Origin of the sequence: Pseudomonas sp. NPDC089741 (assembly GCF_044748825.1) — a bacterium.
Classification (GTDB): domain Bacteria; phylum Pseudomonadota; class Gammaproteobacteria; order Pseudomonadales; family Pseudomonadaceae; genus Aquipseudomonas; species Aquipseudomonas helmanticensis.
Map to the genome: position 1 here is coordinate 34,838 of NZ_JBIVGT010000006.1, position 14,735 is coordinate 49,572.

The 14,735-nt window shown below is 60.6% G+C and carries 14 protein-coding genes; 11 read left to right on the plus strand and 3 right to left on the minus strand.

Translation table 11 applies throughout. The features are described 5' to 3' along the window. Nucleotides 1–138 precede the first annotated feature (138 nt). The 8 genes from ACIPZE_RS08615 to ACIPZE_RS08650 all read left to right on the plus strand — a co-directional run bounded on the left by ACIPZE_RS08615 (nucleotide 139) and on the right by ACIPZE_RS08650 (nucleotide 7,634). Nucleotides 139–891, plus strand: coding sequence for a GntR family transcriptional regulator (locus ACIPZE_RS08615; RefSeq protein ID WP_400772433.1), 753 nt, complete (start codon nucleotides 139–141; stop codon nucleotides 889–891). Continuing rightward, nucleotides 888–2,618, plus strand: coding sequence for a fumarate reductase/succinate dehydrogenase flavoprotein subunit (locus tag ACIPZE_RS08620; protein ID WP_400772435.1), 1,731 nt, complete (start codon nucleotides 888–890; stop codon nucleotides 2,616–2,618). The genes ACIPZE_RS08615 and ACIPZE_RS08620 overlap by 4 nt, the downstream gene beginning before the upstream one ends. 27 nt (nucleotides 2,619–2,645) lie before the next feature. Then, nucleotides 2,646–2,891: a ferredoxin family protein gene (locus ACIPZE_RS08625; protein WP_003225615.1), complete on the plus strand. Its 246-nt coding sequence runs from the start codon at nucleotides 2,646–2,648 to the stop codon at nucleotides 2,889–2,891. A gap of 229 nt (nucleotides 2,892–3,120) precedes the next feature. After that, nucleotides 3,121–4,524: an ABC transporter substrate-binding protein gene (locus ACIPZE_RS08630; protein WP_400772437.1), complete on the plus strand. Its 1,404-nt coding sequence runs from the start codon at nucleotides 3,121–3,123 to the stop codon at nucleotides 4,522–4,524. Nucleotides 4,525–4,775: 251 nt separating this feature from the next. Beyond that, nucleotides 4,776–5,558: an ABC transporter permease gene (locus ACIPZE_RS08635; protein WP_283436701.1), complete on the plus strand. Its 783-nt coding sequence runs from the start codon at nucleotides 4,776–4,778 to the stop codon at nucleotides 5,556–5,558. Next, nucleotides 5,558–6,406, plus strand: a complete 849-nt coding sequence (locus ACIPZE_RS08640) for an ABC transporter ATP-binding protein (RefSeq protein WP_400772439.1) — start codon at nucleotides 5,558–5,560, stop codon at nucleotides 6,404–6,406. Before ACIPZE_RS08635 ends, ACIPZE_RS08640 begins: the two co-directional genes overlap by 1 nt. Beyond that, the gene (locus ACIPZE_RS08645) at nucleotides 6,403–7,365 is read left to right on the plus strand and encodes a HEAT repeat domain-containing protein (protein ID WP_400772441.1); all 963 of its coding nucleotides are present in this window, start codon (nucleotides 6,403–6,405) and stop codon (nucleotides 7,363–7,365) included. The genes ACIPZE_RS08640 and ACIPZE_RS08645 overlap by 4 nt, the downstream gene beginning before the upstream one ends. Then, the gene (locus ACIPZE_RS08650) at nucleotides 7,362–7,634 is read left to right on the plus strand and encodes a DUF971 domain-containing protein (RefSeq protein WP_283436698.1); all 273 of its coding nucleotides are present in this window, start codon (nucleotides 7,362–7,364) and stop codon (nucleotides 7,632–7,634) included. The genes ACIPZE_RS08645 and ACIPZE_RS08650 overlap by 4 nt, the downstream gene beginning before the upstream one ends. A gap of 140 nt (nucleotides 7,635–7,774) precedes the next feature. On the opposite strand, the gene ACIPZE_RS08655 is transcribed toward ACIPZE_RS08650, so the two are convergent. The 3 genes from ACIPZE_RS08655 to ACIPZE_RS08665 all read right to left on the minus strand — a co-directional run bounded on the left by ACIPZE_RS08655 (nucleotide 7,775) and on the right by ACIPZE_RS08665 (nucleotide 12,304). Beyond that, entirely contained in the window at nucleotides 7,775–9,433 is a 1,659-nt protein-coding gene (locus ACIPZE_RS08655) for a phosphoethanolamine transferase (RefSeq protein ID WP_400772443.1), read from the minus strand. 231 nt (nucleotides 9,434–9,664) lie between these two features. Beyond that, a complete protein-coding gene (locus tag ACIPZE_RS08660; RefSeq protein WP_129393124.1) occupies nucleotides 9,665–10,402 on the minus strand; it encodes a TorF family putative porin in 738 nt (245 codons plus the stop codon). 147 nt (nucleotides 10,403–10,549) lie between these two features. After that, a complete protein-coding gene (locus ACIPZE_RS08665; protein WP_400772445.1) occupies nucleotides 10,550–12,304 on the minus strand; it encodes an amidohydrolase in 1,755 nt (584 codons plus the stop codon). 103 nt (nucleotides 12,305–12,407) lie between these two features. Between ACIPZE_RS08665 and ACIPZE_RS08670 the strand changes: the two genes are divergently transcribed. From ACIPZE_RS08670 to imuA, 3 genes are all read left to right on the plus strand, one after another. Beyond that, the gene (locus ACIPZE_RS08670; protein ID WP_400772447.1) at nucleotides 12,408–13,325 is read left to right on the plus strand and encodes a LysR substrate-binding domain-containing protein; all 918 of its coding nucleotides are present in this window, start codon (nucleotides 12,408–12,410) and stop codon (nucleotides 13,323–13,325) included. A 168-nt stretch (nucleotides 13,326–13,493) separates the two neighbouring features. Continuing rightward, nucleotides 13,494–14,111 (plus strand): transcriptional repressor LexA, encoded by a 618-nt coding sequence (lexA, locus tag ACIPZE_RS08675; RefSeq protein ID WP_008085871.1) that lies wholly within the window; start codon nucleotides 13,494–13,496, stop codon nucleotides 14,109–14,111. Continuing rightward, complete coding sequence (imuA, locus tag ACIPZE_RS08680; protein WP_283436694.1) at nucleotides 14,111–14,728, plus strand: translesion DNA synthesis-associated protein ImuA; 618 nt, start codon at nucleotides 14,111–14,113, stop codon at nucleotides 14,726–14,728. The genes lexA and imuA overlap by 1 nt, the downstream gene beginning before the upstream one ends. The last annotated feature ends 7 nt before the right edge of the window (nucleotides 14,729–14,735 follow it).

The following is a 14,735-nucleotide window of genomic DNA, read 5'->3' on the forward strand; positions in this document are numbered from 1 at the left end:
ACCGTTATCGCGAGCAGGCTCACTCCTACAGAAAGCGATCGTGTTAAGCATCTAAGGTTATGCCCATTCGGTATTTCTCAACCTTGTCATAACAACTCTAAGATCACGTCATAACTCGTTATAACAAGTGATCCCATGATGACCGATAACGTTCTTTCTCTCAGTAGCGTTCCTCTGCACACCCAGCTGCGCGATGTCCTCCGTGCGCGCATTCTTGACGGCGAATACCCGCAAGACAGCCAGATGCCCTCCGAAAGCGAACTCGGTGCATTGTTCAAAGTCAGCCGCATCACCGTGCGCCAAGCGCTCGGCGATCTGCAAAAAGAAGGGCTGATCTTCAAGATCCACGGCAAAGGCACCTTCGTCGCCAAGCCGAAAACCTTTCAAAACGTCAGCAGCCTGCAAGGCCTCGCCGAGTCCATGACCGGCCGTGGCTACGAGGTGATCAACCGCCTGCGCAGCTTCAAATTCATCCCTGCCGACAAGCGTGTCGCCGAGCGCTTGCAGGTAGCCGAAGGCGAGATCGTCGCGCAGATCAAACGCGTGCGCCTGATCAATCGCGAGCCGATCTCGCTGGAAATCACCTACCTGCCCAAAGCCGTCGGCGAGCGCCTGGAGAAGGCCGATCTGGTCACCCGCGACATCTTCCTGATCCTCGAAAACGACTGCGGCATTGCCCTCGGCCATGCTGATCTGGCCATCGACGCGGTGCTGGCTGACAGCGACCTGACCCAGGCGCTGAACGTCGAGGCTGGCTCGCCGATCATGCGCATCGAGCGCCTGACCCACGACGCACAGGGCCAGCCGCTGGATTTCGAACACCTTTACTACCGTGGCGATGCGTTCCAGTACCGCCTGCGGATCGACCGGCAAAAAGGGGAGCAGGTATGACCCGCAACGTTCTCGAACAGGAATACGACATCGTCGTCATCGGCGGTGGCACCGCAGGCCCGATGGCGGCGATCAAGGCCAAGGAAAAGAACCGTGACTTGCGCGTGTTGCTGGTCGACAAGGCCAACGTCAAACGCAGCGGCGCGATCAGCATGGGCATGGACGGTCTGAACAACGCGATCATCCCCGGCCACTCGACGCCCGAGCAGTACACCAAGGAAATCACCATCGCCAACGACGGCATCGTCAATCAGGCCGCCGTGTATGCCTACGCGACGCACAGCTTCGAAACCATCGAACAGCTTGATCGCTGGGGCGTGAAGTTCGAGAAGGACGAAACCGGCGATTACGCGGTGAAAAAAGTCCACCACATGGGCGCTTACGTGCTGCCGATGCCGGAAGGGCACGACATCAAAAAAGTCCTCTACCGGCAGTTGAAACGCGCACGGGTGAGCATCACCAATCGCCTCGTCTGCACGCGGTTGCTGACCGACGATGAGGGCACCGTCAATGGCGTGATGGGTTTCGATTGCCGCACCGCTGATTTCCACGTGATCAAGGCCAAAGCGGTGATTCTCGCCTGCGGTGCTGCCGGGCGTCTCGGTCTACCGTCGTCGGGCTACCTGATGGGCACCTACGAAAACCCGACCAACGCCGGCGACGGCTACGCGATGGCCTATCACGCCGGCGCCGAACTGGCGAACCTCGAGTGCTTCCAGATCAACCCGCTGATCAAGGATTACAACGGCCCGGCCTGCGCCTACGTCACCGGCCCGTTGGGTGGCTACACCGCCAACAACAAGGGCGAACGCTTCATCGAGTGCGACTACTGGAGCGGGCAGATGATGTGGGAGTTTCACCAGGAGCTGGAAAGCGGCAACGGCCCGGTGTTCCTCAAACTCGATCACCTGGCCGAAGAAACCATCCAGAACATCGAGGAGATCCTGCACAGCAACGAACGCCCGAGCCGTGGCCAGTTCCACGCCAATCGTGGCACCGACTACCGCACGCAAATGGTCGAAATGCACATCTCCGAAATCGGCTTTTGCAGCGGCCACTCGGCGTCCGGCGTGTGGGTCAACGAGCGCGCGGAAACCTCGGTGAAAGGCTTGTACTCGGCGGGCGACATGGCCGCCGTGCCGCACAACTACATGCTCGGCGCGTTTACTTACGGCTGGTTTGCCGGGCACAACGCTGCCGATTTTGTCGCCGGACGGGAGTTTTCTGCACTGGATGCCGAGCAGATCGAGAAGGAAAAGGCCCGGGTCTACGCGCCGCTGGATCGCGAACACGGTCTGCCGCCGGCGCAGGTCGAATACAAACTGCGGCGCTTCGTTAACGACTACCTGCAACCGCCGAAAGTGACCAAGAAAATGCAGATCGGCCTGCAACGCTTCAGCGACATCGAACGCGATCTCGAGCAGATGAAGGCCAACAACGCCCACGAACTGATGCGCGCGATGGAAACCAGCGTGATCCGCGACTGCGCCGAAATGGCCGCCCGCGCCTCGCTATTCCGCGCCGAAAGCCGTTGGGGCCTGTACCACTATCGCGTCGATCACCCGCAACGTAACGACAGCGAGTGGTTCTGCCATTGCCATCTGAAGAAGGGCGATGACGGCCAGATGACCAGTTTCAAGAAAGCCGTCGAGCCCTACATCATCCCGCTCGATGCCGAAGAAATGCAGGCCTACGACCGCTTGCGGGTCGGCGCTTGCGCTGCTTGATGCACTACTAAAAAGAGAGTCCGCACCATGGCCTATCAAGCTCAGGAAATCTTCTTCCGCTCCAACGCTCCCGTCACCGTCGACGAAGACAAATGCATCGCCGAAAAGGGCTGCACCGTGTGCGTGGATGTTTGCCCGATGGATTTGCTGGCGATCAATCCGGCGACGCAGAAAGCCTACATGGCGTTTGATGAATGCTGGTACTGCATGCCGTGCGAGAAGGATTGCCCGACGGGTGCCGTGAAAGTCGACATCCCCTATCTCCTGCGTTGAAACCCGATCTCTGTAGGCCTTCGCCTGCTCGCGATAGCGGTGGGTCAGATGTAGATGTGCTGGCTGACACACCGCTATCGCGAGCAGGCTCACTCCTACAGTAGATCTACGACAACCCAAAGCCATCCGGAAACACCGGACGCTGGAATGACCAAAAACCCCTCGTTTCCCACCGCGCCCTGATCGCGGCGGAGACGAACTCAAATAAATGATTCGAGGGGAAACAACCATGTTGCGTGCAGCAATCGCCGGTCTGGTACTGGCTTCGTTCACCTTGTCGGCCTCGGCCGAAACCATCCGCATCGCCATCGGCACCCAGGACACCACCATCAACTGCGCCGCCGGCGGGTTGTTGATTCGTGAACTCGGCCTGCTCGACAAATACCTGCCCCACGACGGCGCCTATAAAGACGCCCAGTACGACGTGCAGTGGAAAAACTTCACCAGCGGCGCACCGCTGACCAACGAAATGGTCGCCGGCAAACTCGATTTCGGCGCCATGGCCGATTTCCCCGGTGCGTTCAACGGCGTCGCGTTTGAAACCGCCGGCAAGCACAGCCTGTTCATCAGCGTGCTTTCGGGCAGCATCAAGGGCAGCGGCAACGGCATTGTCGTGCCGAGCGCGTCGGGCGTGCAGTCGCTGAGCGAACTCAAGGGCAAGACGATTTCCGTGCCGTTCGCTTCCACTGCCCACGGCATGTTGTTGCGCGCCGTGGCGGCGCAGGGCTGGGATCCGCTGAAAGACGTGAACATCATCGCTCAGCCGCCAGAAGTCGCCGGCTCCGCGTTGCAGGCCGGCAAGATCGACGCTCACGCCGATTTCGTGCCGTTCGCCGAACTGTTTCCGAGCCGTGGTTTCGCCCGCAAGATTTATGACGGTGCCCAGGCCAACGCGCCGACGTTCCACGGTGCGCTGGTGGATCAGGCGTATGCGAAGAAGTATCCGGAGATCGTCGTCGCTTATCTGCGCGCCAGCATCGAAGCCAATCAACTGCTCGCGGCGGAACCGGAGAAGTACAGCGAGCTGATCGCCAAAGTCACTGGCGTCGATGCCGAGGTCAATTACCTGTTCCACGGCCCGCTCGGCGTGCAGACCCGCGACCTGAGCTGGAAGCCGGAATATCGTCAAGCCGTCGGCACCGCCATCGACACCTTGAAGCTGTTGAAGAAGGCTGATCGCGGGCTCGATCTCAACACTTTCATCGACGATCAATACATTCGCGCGGCGTTCAAGGCGTCGAATCTGGATTACACGGCGCAATTGGCCAATTACGCGCAGACGCCGCTGAAAGCCACGGATGCCACGACCGGTAAAGCCATCACTGACTTCAGCCATGTCGCCGAGATCTGGGTGCGCGGTGAGGACAAAGTACGCCAATACGCGTCAGCGGAAGAGGCGTTCACCGCGCTGGCCGCGTTGAAACAGCAAGGTAAAAACGTCCGTGCGGTGTACACGCAAGCCAGTGACAGCGGGATCAAATTGCTCGCCGAACAGGCGTGGTTCGCCAGCGATGCCCAGGGCCGCCTGAGCGCCTTCCTGCTCAAAGGCCAGGCCCAGCAATATGCCTCAGCGCAGGGCGGCAAGGTCTTCGATTTCACCGATGCCACTACCCAAGCCGTCGCTGTCCGTTGATGAAGATCAAAAGCCCCTCACCCTAGCCCTCTCCCAGAGGGAGAGGGGACTGACCGTGGTGTTTGGACTAGCTACGCCGACCTGAAATATCGAGCCGAACTCAGGTTTTGAAAAGACTCTATCGAGTCGAACTCAAGTTTTGAAAAGCATGAAGATCGGCTCCCTTTCCCCCTCGCCCCCCTGGGGGAGAGGGCTGGGGTGAGGGGGTAAATATCAGCCACATCACAGTTCCACAACCGGAAACCCGCTCCATGAAAACACCCACCCTACGCTGGACATCCAGAGCCGCTTCACTGCTGCTCTGCCTGCTGTTCTGGCAACTCGCCGCCAGTCACCACTGGAACCTCGGCCTCGTCACCTTCGCCAACGTGCCGACACCCATCGCGGTGATCGACGCGGCGTTGGGCCTCGGCGACTCCGGCAAGCTCCTGCAACACCTGACCGCCAGCCTCAGCCGCGTCTTCGCCGGTTACCTCGCGGCGCTGCTGATCGGCATCGCATTGGGCCTGGCCATCGGCCGCTCGAAATGGGCCGAAGACCTGCTGCTGCCGCCGCTGGAAGTCCTGCGCCCAATCCCCGCCGTTGCGTGGATTCCGCTGGCGATCCTGATGTTCCCGTCCTCGGAACTGTCGATGGTCTTCATCACCTTTACCGGCGCGCTGTTCCCGATCCTGCTCAACACCGTGCACGGTGTGGAAGGCGTCGATCCACGTTTGATCGCCTCAGCGAAAAGCCTCGGGGCAGGGCGCCGCGCAATCCTGTTGGAAGTGATCCTGCCCGGCGCCGCGCCGAGCATCATCACCGGTCTGGCGATTGGCATGGGCACTTCGTGGTTCTGCCTGGTGACGGCGGAAATGATCTCCGGCCAGTTCGGCATCGGCTATTACACCTGGGAGTCCTACACCATTCAGAACTACGCCGACATCGTCGTCGGCATGCTTCTGATCGGCGTGTTGGGCATGGGCAGCAGTCTGCTGATCAAACGCCTGGGCGGGTTGTTCACGCCTTGGCATCGACCGCGAGGAAAAGCCTGATGAGCGTGATGCAAACGCCGGAAGGGCGGATCGATATCCGCCAGTTATCCATCGTGCTTGGCGCAGGGCCGGAGGCGTTCGAAGCGGTGCAGGGCCTCGATTGCCAGATCGAACCAGGCCAGTTTGTGTGCATTCTCGGCCCGTCCGGTTGCGGCAAATCGACCTTGCTCGGCGCCTTGGCCGGGCATCTGCACGCGCATGCCGGCAGCCTCAAAGTCGATGGCGGCGAAGTGTCCGGGCCATCGCCGCAGCGCGGCATGGTGTTCCAGCATCACACGCTGTTTCCGTGGCGCACGGTGCGCGACAACGTTGCCTTCGGCCTGAAAATGCGTGGCATCGGCAAGACTGAACGGCATCGCGTCGCCGATGACATTCTCAAACTGGTCGGCCTCGAAGGCTTCGCCGAGCGCTGGCCCGATCAGCTGTCCGGCGGCATGCAGCAACGCGTGGAAATCGCCCGAGTGCTGGTCAATCGTCCACGGCTGTTGCTGATGGACGAGCCGTTCGGTGCGCTGGATGCGCTGACCCGGTTGAACATGCAAGAGCTGCTGCTGGACATCTGGACGCGCATCCGCACCACCGTAGTGTTCGTCACCCACGACATCGACGAGGCGCTGTTCCTCGCCGATCGCTTGCTGGTGATGAGCGCCAGGCCGGGGCGAATCATCGAAGACTTGCGCCTGGATTTTGCCCGCCCGCGCACCAGCGAACTGGTGACCAGCGCCGAATTTTCCCGCCTCAAGCGTCACTGCCTCGATCTGCTGCGCCATGACGACGACCGACCGCTGCCGCGCCTTAATCCGCTCGGCCTGCCTCCCGAAAACCCTTTGCCGCGATTTGCCCTATGACCTCTATTTTTGCTGTGACCGATAACCAAGACATCCTCGCCTTGCAACCGCGCCTGACCGCCGAAGACGCTGGCGTGCGCCGTATTGCCCTGATCGATCTGGCCGATCTCGAAGAACCGGATGGCTTGCTCTGGCTGGTCGATCGCCTCGGCGAGGATCCTGCCGAAGAAGTCCGCGCTGAAGCTGCGCGATTGCTCGAGGCCTGGGAGGATGAAGAAGTCGTGCAAGCGTTGTGCGTGGCGCTGACCGATCTGGCGCCCGCCGTGCAATCTGCCGCGGCGCAGAGTCTGAGCCTGTTGAAAACGGCAGCGGCGGGGCGAGTGATTTTGCCGTGGACCGCTCACGCCGACGTCAGCGTGCGTATTGCCGCGTATCGCGCCTTGCGTGAGCTGCGTTTCGCCGATGCCGCGCCGGCTGCGGTCTCTGCGTTGAACGATGCGGATGCCAGTGTTCGCCGTGAAGCGGTGGGCGTGCTCGGCTGGCTCAAGCAGCTCGATGCACTGCCCGCCCTGGCACGATTGGCCAGCGACGACCCGGACACCGAAGTGCGCCGCGCCGCTACCGGTGCTTTGGGATTGGCCTCCAGCGCCGAAGTGTTGCCAGCCCTGCGCCAGGCCTTGCAGGACCACGCCTGGCAAGTGCGCGAAGAAGCCGCGACGACCTTGGGTAAAGTCGGCCACATTGACGCTGGCCCGGCATTGGTCGAAGCGCTGAGCGACGACTATTGGCAAGTGCGCCTGCGCGCCACTCGCAGTCTCGGCCGTCTGCGTTTCGCCCCGGCGCTGGACGCGTTGATCGACACTCTCGGCCATCGCATCAGCAACCTGCGCAAGGAAGCTGCGCTGGCCTTGGGTGAGTTGAATGATCGCGGCGCCGTCGCGGCATTGCAGGCCGCGCAGGATGACGGCGACCCGGAAGTGCGCAAAGCCGTGCGGATTGCCTTGGGCCAGTTGCAATGAACCCGCTGTCGGTAGGGAATTCGCAGAGCGAACAGATCCTGCGGTTAAGCTGGCCTGACGGTCGCGAACAACAGTTCAACCACGCCGAACTGCGCCGCCAGTGCCCATGCTCGCAATGCCGCGCCTTTCGCCTGAAAGGCCTGACGCCGCTGGTCGATGAACGCGTACGCCTGATCGAACTCAACCCCCAGGGTTACGGCGTGCAATTGATCTTCAGCGACGGCCACCAGCGCGGGATCTACCCGTGGCCCTATCTGGCAAACCTATGACAATCCCTGTAGGAGCTGCCGAAGGCTGCGATCTTTTGATCCTGTTTTTAACAATCAACATCAAAAGATCGCAGCCTTCGGCAGCTCCTACATTGCAAATCAGCAATCAGCAATCAGCAATCAGCAATCAGCAAGAAGGGTTATTGCGCTGCTGTCATCGATGGCCGGCAGTCATGGAAAATATCCAGCCCCGGCTGATACAGCGAGGTCTTCACCTCAAACAACCCCAGCACCGAGTGAAACAGGTTGTCGTGGCTCAGATCCGCCTGCCCGGTCTTGCCTTGCAGGCACCCGCGATCAATCCCTTCACTGGCCAGCGTGCCGTCGCCAAACCACATCACCATCGGCACATGCGTTTGCGCTTGCGGCGCCAGCGCGTACGGCGCCGCATGCAGATACAAGCCGTTTTCACCCAGCGACTCACCGTGATCGGAGACGTACACCATCGACGTATCCAGTGTCTGCTGATTGCGCTTGAGTAACTCGATGACCTTGGCCAGAAAGTGGTCGGTGTACAAAATCGTGTTGTCGTACACGTTCACCAGTTCATCGCGGCTGCAACTGCCCAACTGGTTGGTGTGACAGATCGGTTTGAAGCGCTCCATCTCTTTCGGGTAACGCTCGTAGTACTCGGGGCCGTGGCTGCCGTCCGCATGCAGGACAATGATCGCGTGGCCCTTGAGGCTGTCGATGTAGCTTTGCAGATCGGCCAGCAGCGCTTCATCCAGACAGTTGTTGCCGTCGCAGAACGGCCCCGGCTGTTTCTTCGAAATGTCCCGATGCGGTACGCGCAGGCAGGTGCCTTTGCAGTCGCTGTTGTTGTCCAGCCACAACACCTGTACGCCGGCGCGCTGGAGGATGTCGAGCAGGCCTTCGTAGGTTTTGCCTTTCTTGTCGCTGTAATCCTCACGCGGGAACATCGAGAACATGCACGGCACCGAGACCGCTGTCGAGGTGCCGCAGGAATGCACCTGAGTGAAATTGAGGATGTCGAGTTTGCTCAGTTCGGGGTTGGTCTCGCGCTCATAGCCGTTCAGCGAGAAGTGATCGGCGCGCGCGGTTTCACCGACCACAAACACCATCAGCGATTTCTTCTCGCGACTCGCCGCTTTAGCACTCATCACCGCGTCTTCGCCGATGGCTTGCACCACGAAGTGCTTTTTGATGCCCAGGCGTTGTTTTGTGTATTTGCTGATCGCGTAGATGTAGTTGGTCGGGTTGATGAAGTGGGTGAGTTTGTCTTCTTCGCGAAAGATTGGCGCGTAGGTCGCATAGAACGCGCCCACCGACGCAGCGATCACCAGCACACAGGCGACGATCACCAGGATCTTGTTGAGCAGCCCGCGAAAGAACGGCCGATAACTCACCGGCCAACGCCAGATCAAAACCGCCGGCAGCACGCCGAGCAGCAACAGGTAGGTCAGCAGCTTGCCGTTGAATAGCGCGGTGGCTTCGGCGGGGTTGGTTTCGAAGACGTTCTGGATCATCACCGTGTCGATGGTGATGCCGTATTCGTTCATGAAATACGCGGCGCACGCCGAGAGCAGGGCGACCACGGTGAGCACCGGTTTCAGCGTCCAGCGGAATGACACCAGGGTCAGCAGCAAGGTAATTGCCGCCCACAAGAACAGCCCGAACGAGACGAAAAACCCCAGTTTGTGCGCGCCTTGCAGGGTGATCAGTGTGCCCAGCGCCTTCCAGGTCGCCAGGTTGTACAGCGCCACCAGCGCCAGGGAAAACAGCAGCACCAATCGGGTCGCAGAGATGGACGGTAAACGCAGTCCGTTGCCCAAAGCCATTCGCATTTTTCCTCTACTCAAATAGAAAACACACACGGTTGCGCGTGTAACTGTAGAAGAGCAATAGTAAAAATTCCGTAAACATCCTGTAACAAGTCGAAAGAAAACCCTGTAGGAGCTGCCGCAGGCTGCGATCTTTTGATCTTGTTTTTAAAGATCAAGATCAAAAGATCGTCCGATCGCGGCCCGAACCTTCGGCATCTCCTACAGGGGGGCAGGGGGGCAGGGGGGTCAGAAGGATTTGCTGAGGCTGGCGACGACGGTGGCGGTGCAGACGTCTTTGAAGCCCCAGTTGCTCAGGCATTGGCTTTGTGAGAGATCGGTGTCGATGTAGCTCAGGCCCAACACCACGCCGGCGAGGTTGTGAGTGACTTTGACCTCCCATTCGCGGTACGACTCTTCAGCGTTGCCTGAGGCCGAGTACAAATGCGCATCCTTGAAATCCATGTTGCCGTACCGCAGCTTTAGCCCCGAGTCGTACGGCAGTTCAGTTTCATAACCGATGTAGGTGTACAGCGAACTCTGTTTGCTATCGATCCCCGGCGCATCGCTGGAGTAATACGCCGCCAGCTTCACCCCGTAGACGCCGAGAATCCCGTAGACCTCGCTCTGGTTGAACTGGCTTTCCTTGGGGTAGGCGTACTTGATGTAACCCAGATCGAGGCTGACATCCTCGGTCGCCTGCCACAGCCAGCCGCCGTAGTAATCGACTTCCTGGCGGGTTTTCAGACCGCCGCCGAAATCGACGTTGGAGCTCCAGGCGCCGAGGTACGCACCGCTGCTGTGAGCCAGGGTCAGGCCGGCCTGTACGGCTGGGTCGTTTTGCGTTTGCGAGATGCCGCGAGTGCGGTAATCGCTGGCTAAATTCAGATCCACCACCAGCGCAAAGTCATCGTTCAAAGGGATCGCTTGGCTGCTCAAGGGCAGCGCGCTCAAGAAACTCAGGGCGAACAGGGGCAAGGCTTTCATGTGAAATCCCGATATTGTGATTATTTTTGGGCAGATAGAGAAACCTGTAGGAGCTGCCGCAGGCTGCGATCTTTTGATCTTGGTTTTTTAAAATCAAAGTCAAAAGATCGCAGCCTGCGGCAGCTCCTACAGGGGGGATCAGTGTTGTTATTTTTCGGCGGTGTAGACCTGACGACCGCCGAACCAGGTCTGCAGGACTTTGGTGTCATGCAGGGCCTTGTTGTCGACGCTGAACACGTCACGATCGAGCACGATAAAGTCAGCCTGCTTGCCCGGCGTCAGCGAGCCGATCTGTTTCTCCAGGCCAATCGTCCGCGCCGCATTGACCGTGTAGGCATAGAACATGGTGTCGCGGTCCAGACGCTCATCGGCATTGAGCACGCCCAACGGCCCGACGCGAGTGATCGCCTGCGCCATGGCGTTGAACGGGTTCGGCGACGACACCGGCCAGTCACTCGCACCGGCAATCGTCGCGCCTTGTTTGAGCAGCGAGTGCGCCGGGTACTGGTAGCGGAAGGCGAGGGCGCTGACGTAGGGCTTGATCATGTCGGTGGTGTAGTCGTCGGCGCTGGCCCAGAGCAATTGCATCGAGGCGATGACGTTGAGCGGTTTGAAACGGGCGAACTCTTTCGGGTTGACCATTTGCAGGTGAGTGATCGAATGAGTCACGCCGCTCTGGCGATCCTTGCGCGCCTGAGCAATGCCGTTCAGTGATTCACGCACCGCGCGGTCGCCGATCGCGTGGATATGCACCAGCCAGCCGCGCTGGTCGATGGCGCTGACCAGTTCGCCGAAATGCTGCGGATCGATCAGCAATTCGCCCTGTTTGTGCGAGTTGCTGTACGGGTCGATCATCGCCGCGCTCTGCGCCGGGAATTCGATCACGCCGTCGGCGAAGATCTTGATCCCGGGCAGGGTCAGGTTGGGAATGCCCTGAAATTGCTGGCGCACCTTGTCCAGTGTATCGAGGTCGGCGGGCACGCTTTTCGGATTGGCCACCAGCAGTGCGGCGACGTGCACGCTCATGTCGCCACTTTCCGACAAGGCTTTATAGGCCGGCAGCACGCCGACGGTTTTCTCGGTGGGCTTGAGGGCGAACACCGCTTCGCCCGGGGCGGCGTTGGCGGCCGGGTCCATCCACGCGGTGATGCCGAGGCTGTTGTTGTAGCGCACCGCTGATTTGGCCGCGTTCAACATGTCGGCGGGGCTTGGCACCGGCATTTTCGAGGCGACCCGATCCCAACCGGCGTCGACCACAAAGCCGTTCGGCTCGCCGCTGGCCAGTTTGCCGATGGTGTCTTTTTCCGCGTCGGGCAGGGTTTTCAGCAGCGCCGCGTCAATCCCGGCGCGCTTGAGCATGACGTTGTTGGCCCACGCTGTGTGGTGGTCGCTGCCGATAAATACCACCGGCGCATTGGCCCATTCGCCGCTGTTGAAGGTTTTGCCCAACGCCTCGGCTTGCGCCCAGTAAGCCGAACTCATGCCGGCAATGCTCAGCACATCACCATGCTTTGCCTTACCGTCCGCACGCCAGTCACGCAGACGCTTTTGCAGTTCGTCGAGGCCGACGACTTCGTCTTCCATGTTCGCCGAAGTCATCTCCAAGCCACCGAAAATCGCATGGGAATGGCTGTCGATCAGGCCGGGCATCAACGCTTTGCCCTTGAGGTCGATCACTTGGGTGCCGGGTTCGATCAAGGCTTTGATTTGCGCATCGGTGCCGACTTTCAGCACTTTGCCGTTCTCCACGGCCAGCGCTTGCACCTTGGGTTGAGCGTGGTCGGCAGTGAAAATCTTGCCGTTGAGCAGGATCAGGTCGGCGGCAGCCATGGCTTCCATCGAGGCAAAACTTATGGCGGCTACCAATAGGTTTGGAATGAATCGCGGGATGAATCTTTTCATTGAAGATTTCCTTGTTATTGCGTCTGATGGCCAGATTAGTGGCTGGCAACGGCCGACAGAACGCCTCCCTCACGAAAAACGTTTTTGCCTGAATGGAAAAAGCATGGACAAGTTGGGTGCATTGAAAATGTTCGTGGTCACCGCGCAGCTCGGCAGTTTCAGCCGTGCCGCCGAGCAATTGGGCAAGACCCCGTCGGCGCTGACCAAAGCGGTCAATCATCTGGAATCGGAGCTGGGCGCGCGGCTGTTCGAGCGCAGTACGCGGCGGATTCTGCTCACGGAAATTGGCCGGGTGTACCTGGAAACCGCGCGGCTGGTGTTGCATCGGCTGGACGAGGCCAGTGAGGAAATCGAGCAGTTGCAGCACGGTTTGCGCGGCAGCCTGAAAATCACCGCGCCGCTGGCCTATGGCCGGGCGTTTCTCGATCAGGTGTGTGACGGCTTTTTGCAGCAATACCCGCAGATCAGCCTGCAAGTGGACCTGTGCGATGCGTTCGTCAATCTGCTGGAAAGTGGTTATGACCTGGCGTTGCGCGAGGGGCATGATGATTTGCCGGGGCTGATTGCGCGGGTGGTGGGCAGTAATCGCCTGGCGTTGTGCGGCAGTCCGGAGTACTTGGCGCGCAAGGGCTTGCCGGTGAATCCGCAAACCCTTGAGCAGCATGAATGGCTGCTGTATCAGCATCCGTTGCTCAGTCGCGAATTCTGGTGGGCCGAGCGTGACGGGCAGCGTTTGAGTCTGGCGCAACCCACCGCGCCGCTATTGCGCAGCGATAATTACGATTTGTTGCTGGCCAGTGCTTTGGCCGGGCGCGGTCTGCTGCACACGCCGCTGTGGAGCGCCGCGCCGTACATTGCCGACGGGCGACTGGTGCGGGTCATGGCCGACTATGAGATCGACCCGGACACCTTTGGCCCGCACATTCTGGCGGTGTACCCGAGCCATCGACGGGCCACGGCCAAGGTCGTCGCCTTTATCGATTACATCGCCGGGTTCCTCGCCGAACGCGGCCTGAGCTGACTCACCGCACTGATCGTTCCCACGCTCTGCGTGGGAATGCCTCTAGGGACGCTCTGCGTCCAGTGACGCGAAGCGTCACGGGCTGCATTCCCACGCGGCGCGTGGGAACGATCAACGTGGGGTGGGCCGACCTGCGGCTGTTGTCAGGAAAATCCGAAAAGAGTACAAATGTACTCCATGACGAACCTCACTCCCCGCCGTACCGCCATCCTGACCTTTATCCGCGATCGAATCGCTGAACACGGTCAGCCCCCAAGCCTCGCTGAAATCAGCGAGGCTTTTGGTTTTGCCTCGCGCAGCGTGGCGCGCAAGCACGTGCTCGCGCTGACTGAAGCGGGGTTTATCGAGGTCAACCCCAATCAGGCCCGGGGCATTCGTTTGCTCGGTCAACCGCCGCGTCCGGAGCTGCTCGACATTCCCGTGCTCGGCCGCGTCGCTGCTGGTGCGCCGATTGGCGCCGATGCCGACGTGCATAGCCGCTTGCTGCTCGACCCGGCGCTGTTCTCGCGTACACCCGATTACATGTTGCGGGTGCAGGGCGATTCAATGATCGAGGACGGCATCCTCGACGGTGATCTGGTCGGTGTGCGGCGCAATCCCGAAGCGCTCAACGGCCAGATCGTCGTGGCGCGGCTCGACGGTGAAGTCACCATCAAACGCTTCGAACGGCTCGGCGATGAAGTGCGGCTGTTGCCGCGCAATCCGGCGTACCAGCCGATTGTCGTGCGCGACGATCAGGATCTGGCCATCGAAGGGGTGTTCTGTGGCCTGGTGAGGCAAGGCTGATGGGCGCCGTCGTTGCGTTGGATACGCTGTTCAATGGCGGCCAGGTCTGGAAGGGCCGACCTGCGCCACCGGCCGCCAGCCCGCAACCGACCGGGCACGCCGCGCTGGACGCGGCACTGCCCAGCGGTGGCTGGCCGGAAGCGGCGCTGAGCGAAATCCTCCTGGCCGCCCCTGGTGTCGGCGAACTGCAACTGGTCTGGCCGACGCTGGCGCGGTTGTCGGCAGCGGGCGAGCGCATTGTGCTGATAGCGCCGCCGTTCGTGCCGTACCCGCAGGCGTGGGAAAGCGCCGGCGTCGATCTGCGCCAGTTGTCGGTGATTCAGGCCAGTGAACGCGATGCCTTGTGGGCGGCGGAACAGTGTTTGCGTTCCGGCAGTTGTGGCGCGGTGCTGTGCTGGCCGCACAAGGCCGATGACCGCGCGTTGCGGCGTTTGCAGGTGGCGGCGGAAACCGGCCAGACCCTGGCATTTGCCTGGCGGTCGTTGAGCGAAGCGGTCAACCCGTCACCGGCGGCGTTGCGCATTGCCATCGACGCCAAACCCGCGCAGTTGCGCGTCCTCAAGTGCCGTGGCGGATTGGCGCGCACGGCGCCGATTGCCTTTGCCGTGGGTCATTGAGGTCGCC

Bases quoted from the DNA above. Each gene is read 5' to 3' on its own strand.
- ACIPZE_RS08620 (WP_400772435.1), top strand. From the start codon at position 888: ATGACCCGCAACGTTCTCGAACAGGAATACGACATCGTCGTCATCGGC.
- ACIPZE_RS08635 (WP_283436701.1), top strand. From the start codon at position 4,776: ATGAAAACACCCACCCTACGCTGGACATCCAGAGCCGCTTCACTGCTG.
- imuA (WP_283436694.1), top strand. From the start codon at position 14,111: ATGGGCGCCGTCGTTGCGTTGGATACGCTGTTCAATGGCGGCCAGGTC.
- ACIPZE_RS08640 (WP_400772439.1), top strand. From the start codon at position 5,558: ATGAGCGTGATGCAAACGCCGGAAGGGCGGATCGATATCCGCCAGTTA.
- ACIPZE_RS08625 (WP_003225615.1), top strand. From the start codon at position 2,646: ATGGCCTATCAAGCTCAGGAAATCTTCTTCCGCTCCAACGCTCCCGTC.
- ACIPZE_RS08615 (WP_400772433.1), top strand. From the start codon at position 139: ATGACCGATAACGTTCTTTCTCTCAGTAGCGTTCCTCTGCACACCCAG.
- ACIPZE_RS08655 (WP_400772443.1), bottom strand. From the start codon at position 9,433: ATGGCTTTGGGCAACGGACTGCGTTTACCGTCCATCTCTGCGACCCGA.
- lexA (WP_008085871.1), top strand. From the start codon at position 13,494: ATGTACTCCATGACGAACCTCACTCCCCGCCGTACCGCCATCCTGACC.
- ACIPZE_RS08630 (WP_400772437.1), top strand. From the start codon at position 3,121: ATGTTGCGTGCAGCAATCGCCGGTCTGGTACTGGCTTCGTTCACCTTG.
- ACIPZE_RS08660 (WP_129393124.1), bottom strand. From the start codon at position 10,402: ATGAAAGCCTTGCCCCTGTTCGCCCTGAGTTTCTTGAGCGCGCTGCCC.
- ACIPZE_RS08665 (WP_400772445.1), bottom strand. From the start codon at position 12,304: ATGAAAAGATTCATCCCGCGATTCATTCCAAACCTATTGGTAGCCGCC.
- ACIPZE_RS08670 (WP_400772447.1), top strand. From the start codon at position 12,408: ATGGACAAGTTGGGTGCATTGAAAATGTTCGTGGTCACCGCGCAGCTC.
- ACIPZE_RS08645 (WP_400772441.1), top strand. From the start codon at position 6,403: ATGACCTCTATTTTTGCTGTGACCGATAACCAAGACATCCTCGCCTTG.
- ACIPZE_RS08650 (WP_283436698.1), top strand. From the start codon at position 7,362: ATGAACCCGCTGTCGGTAGGGAATTCGCAGAGCGAACAGATCCTGCGG.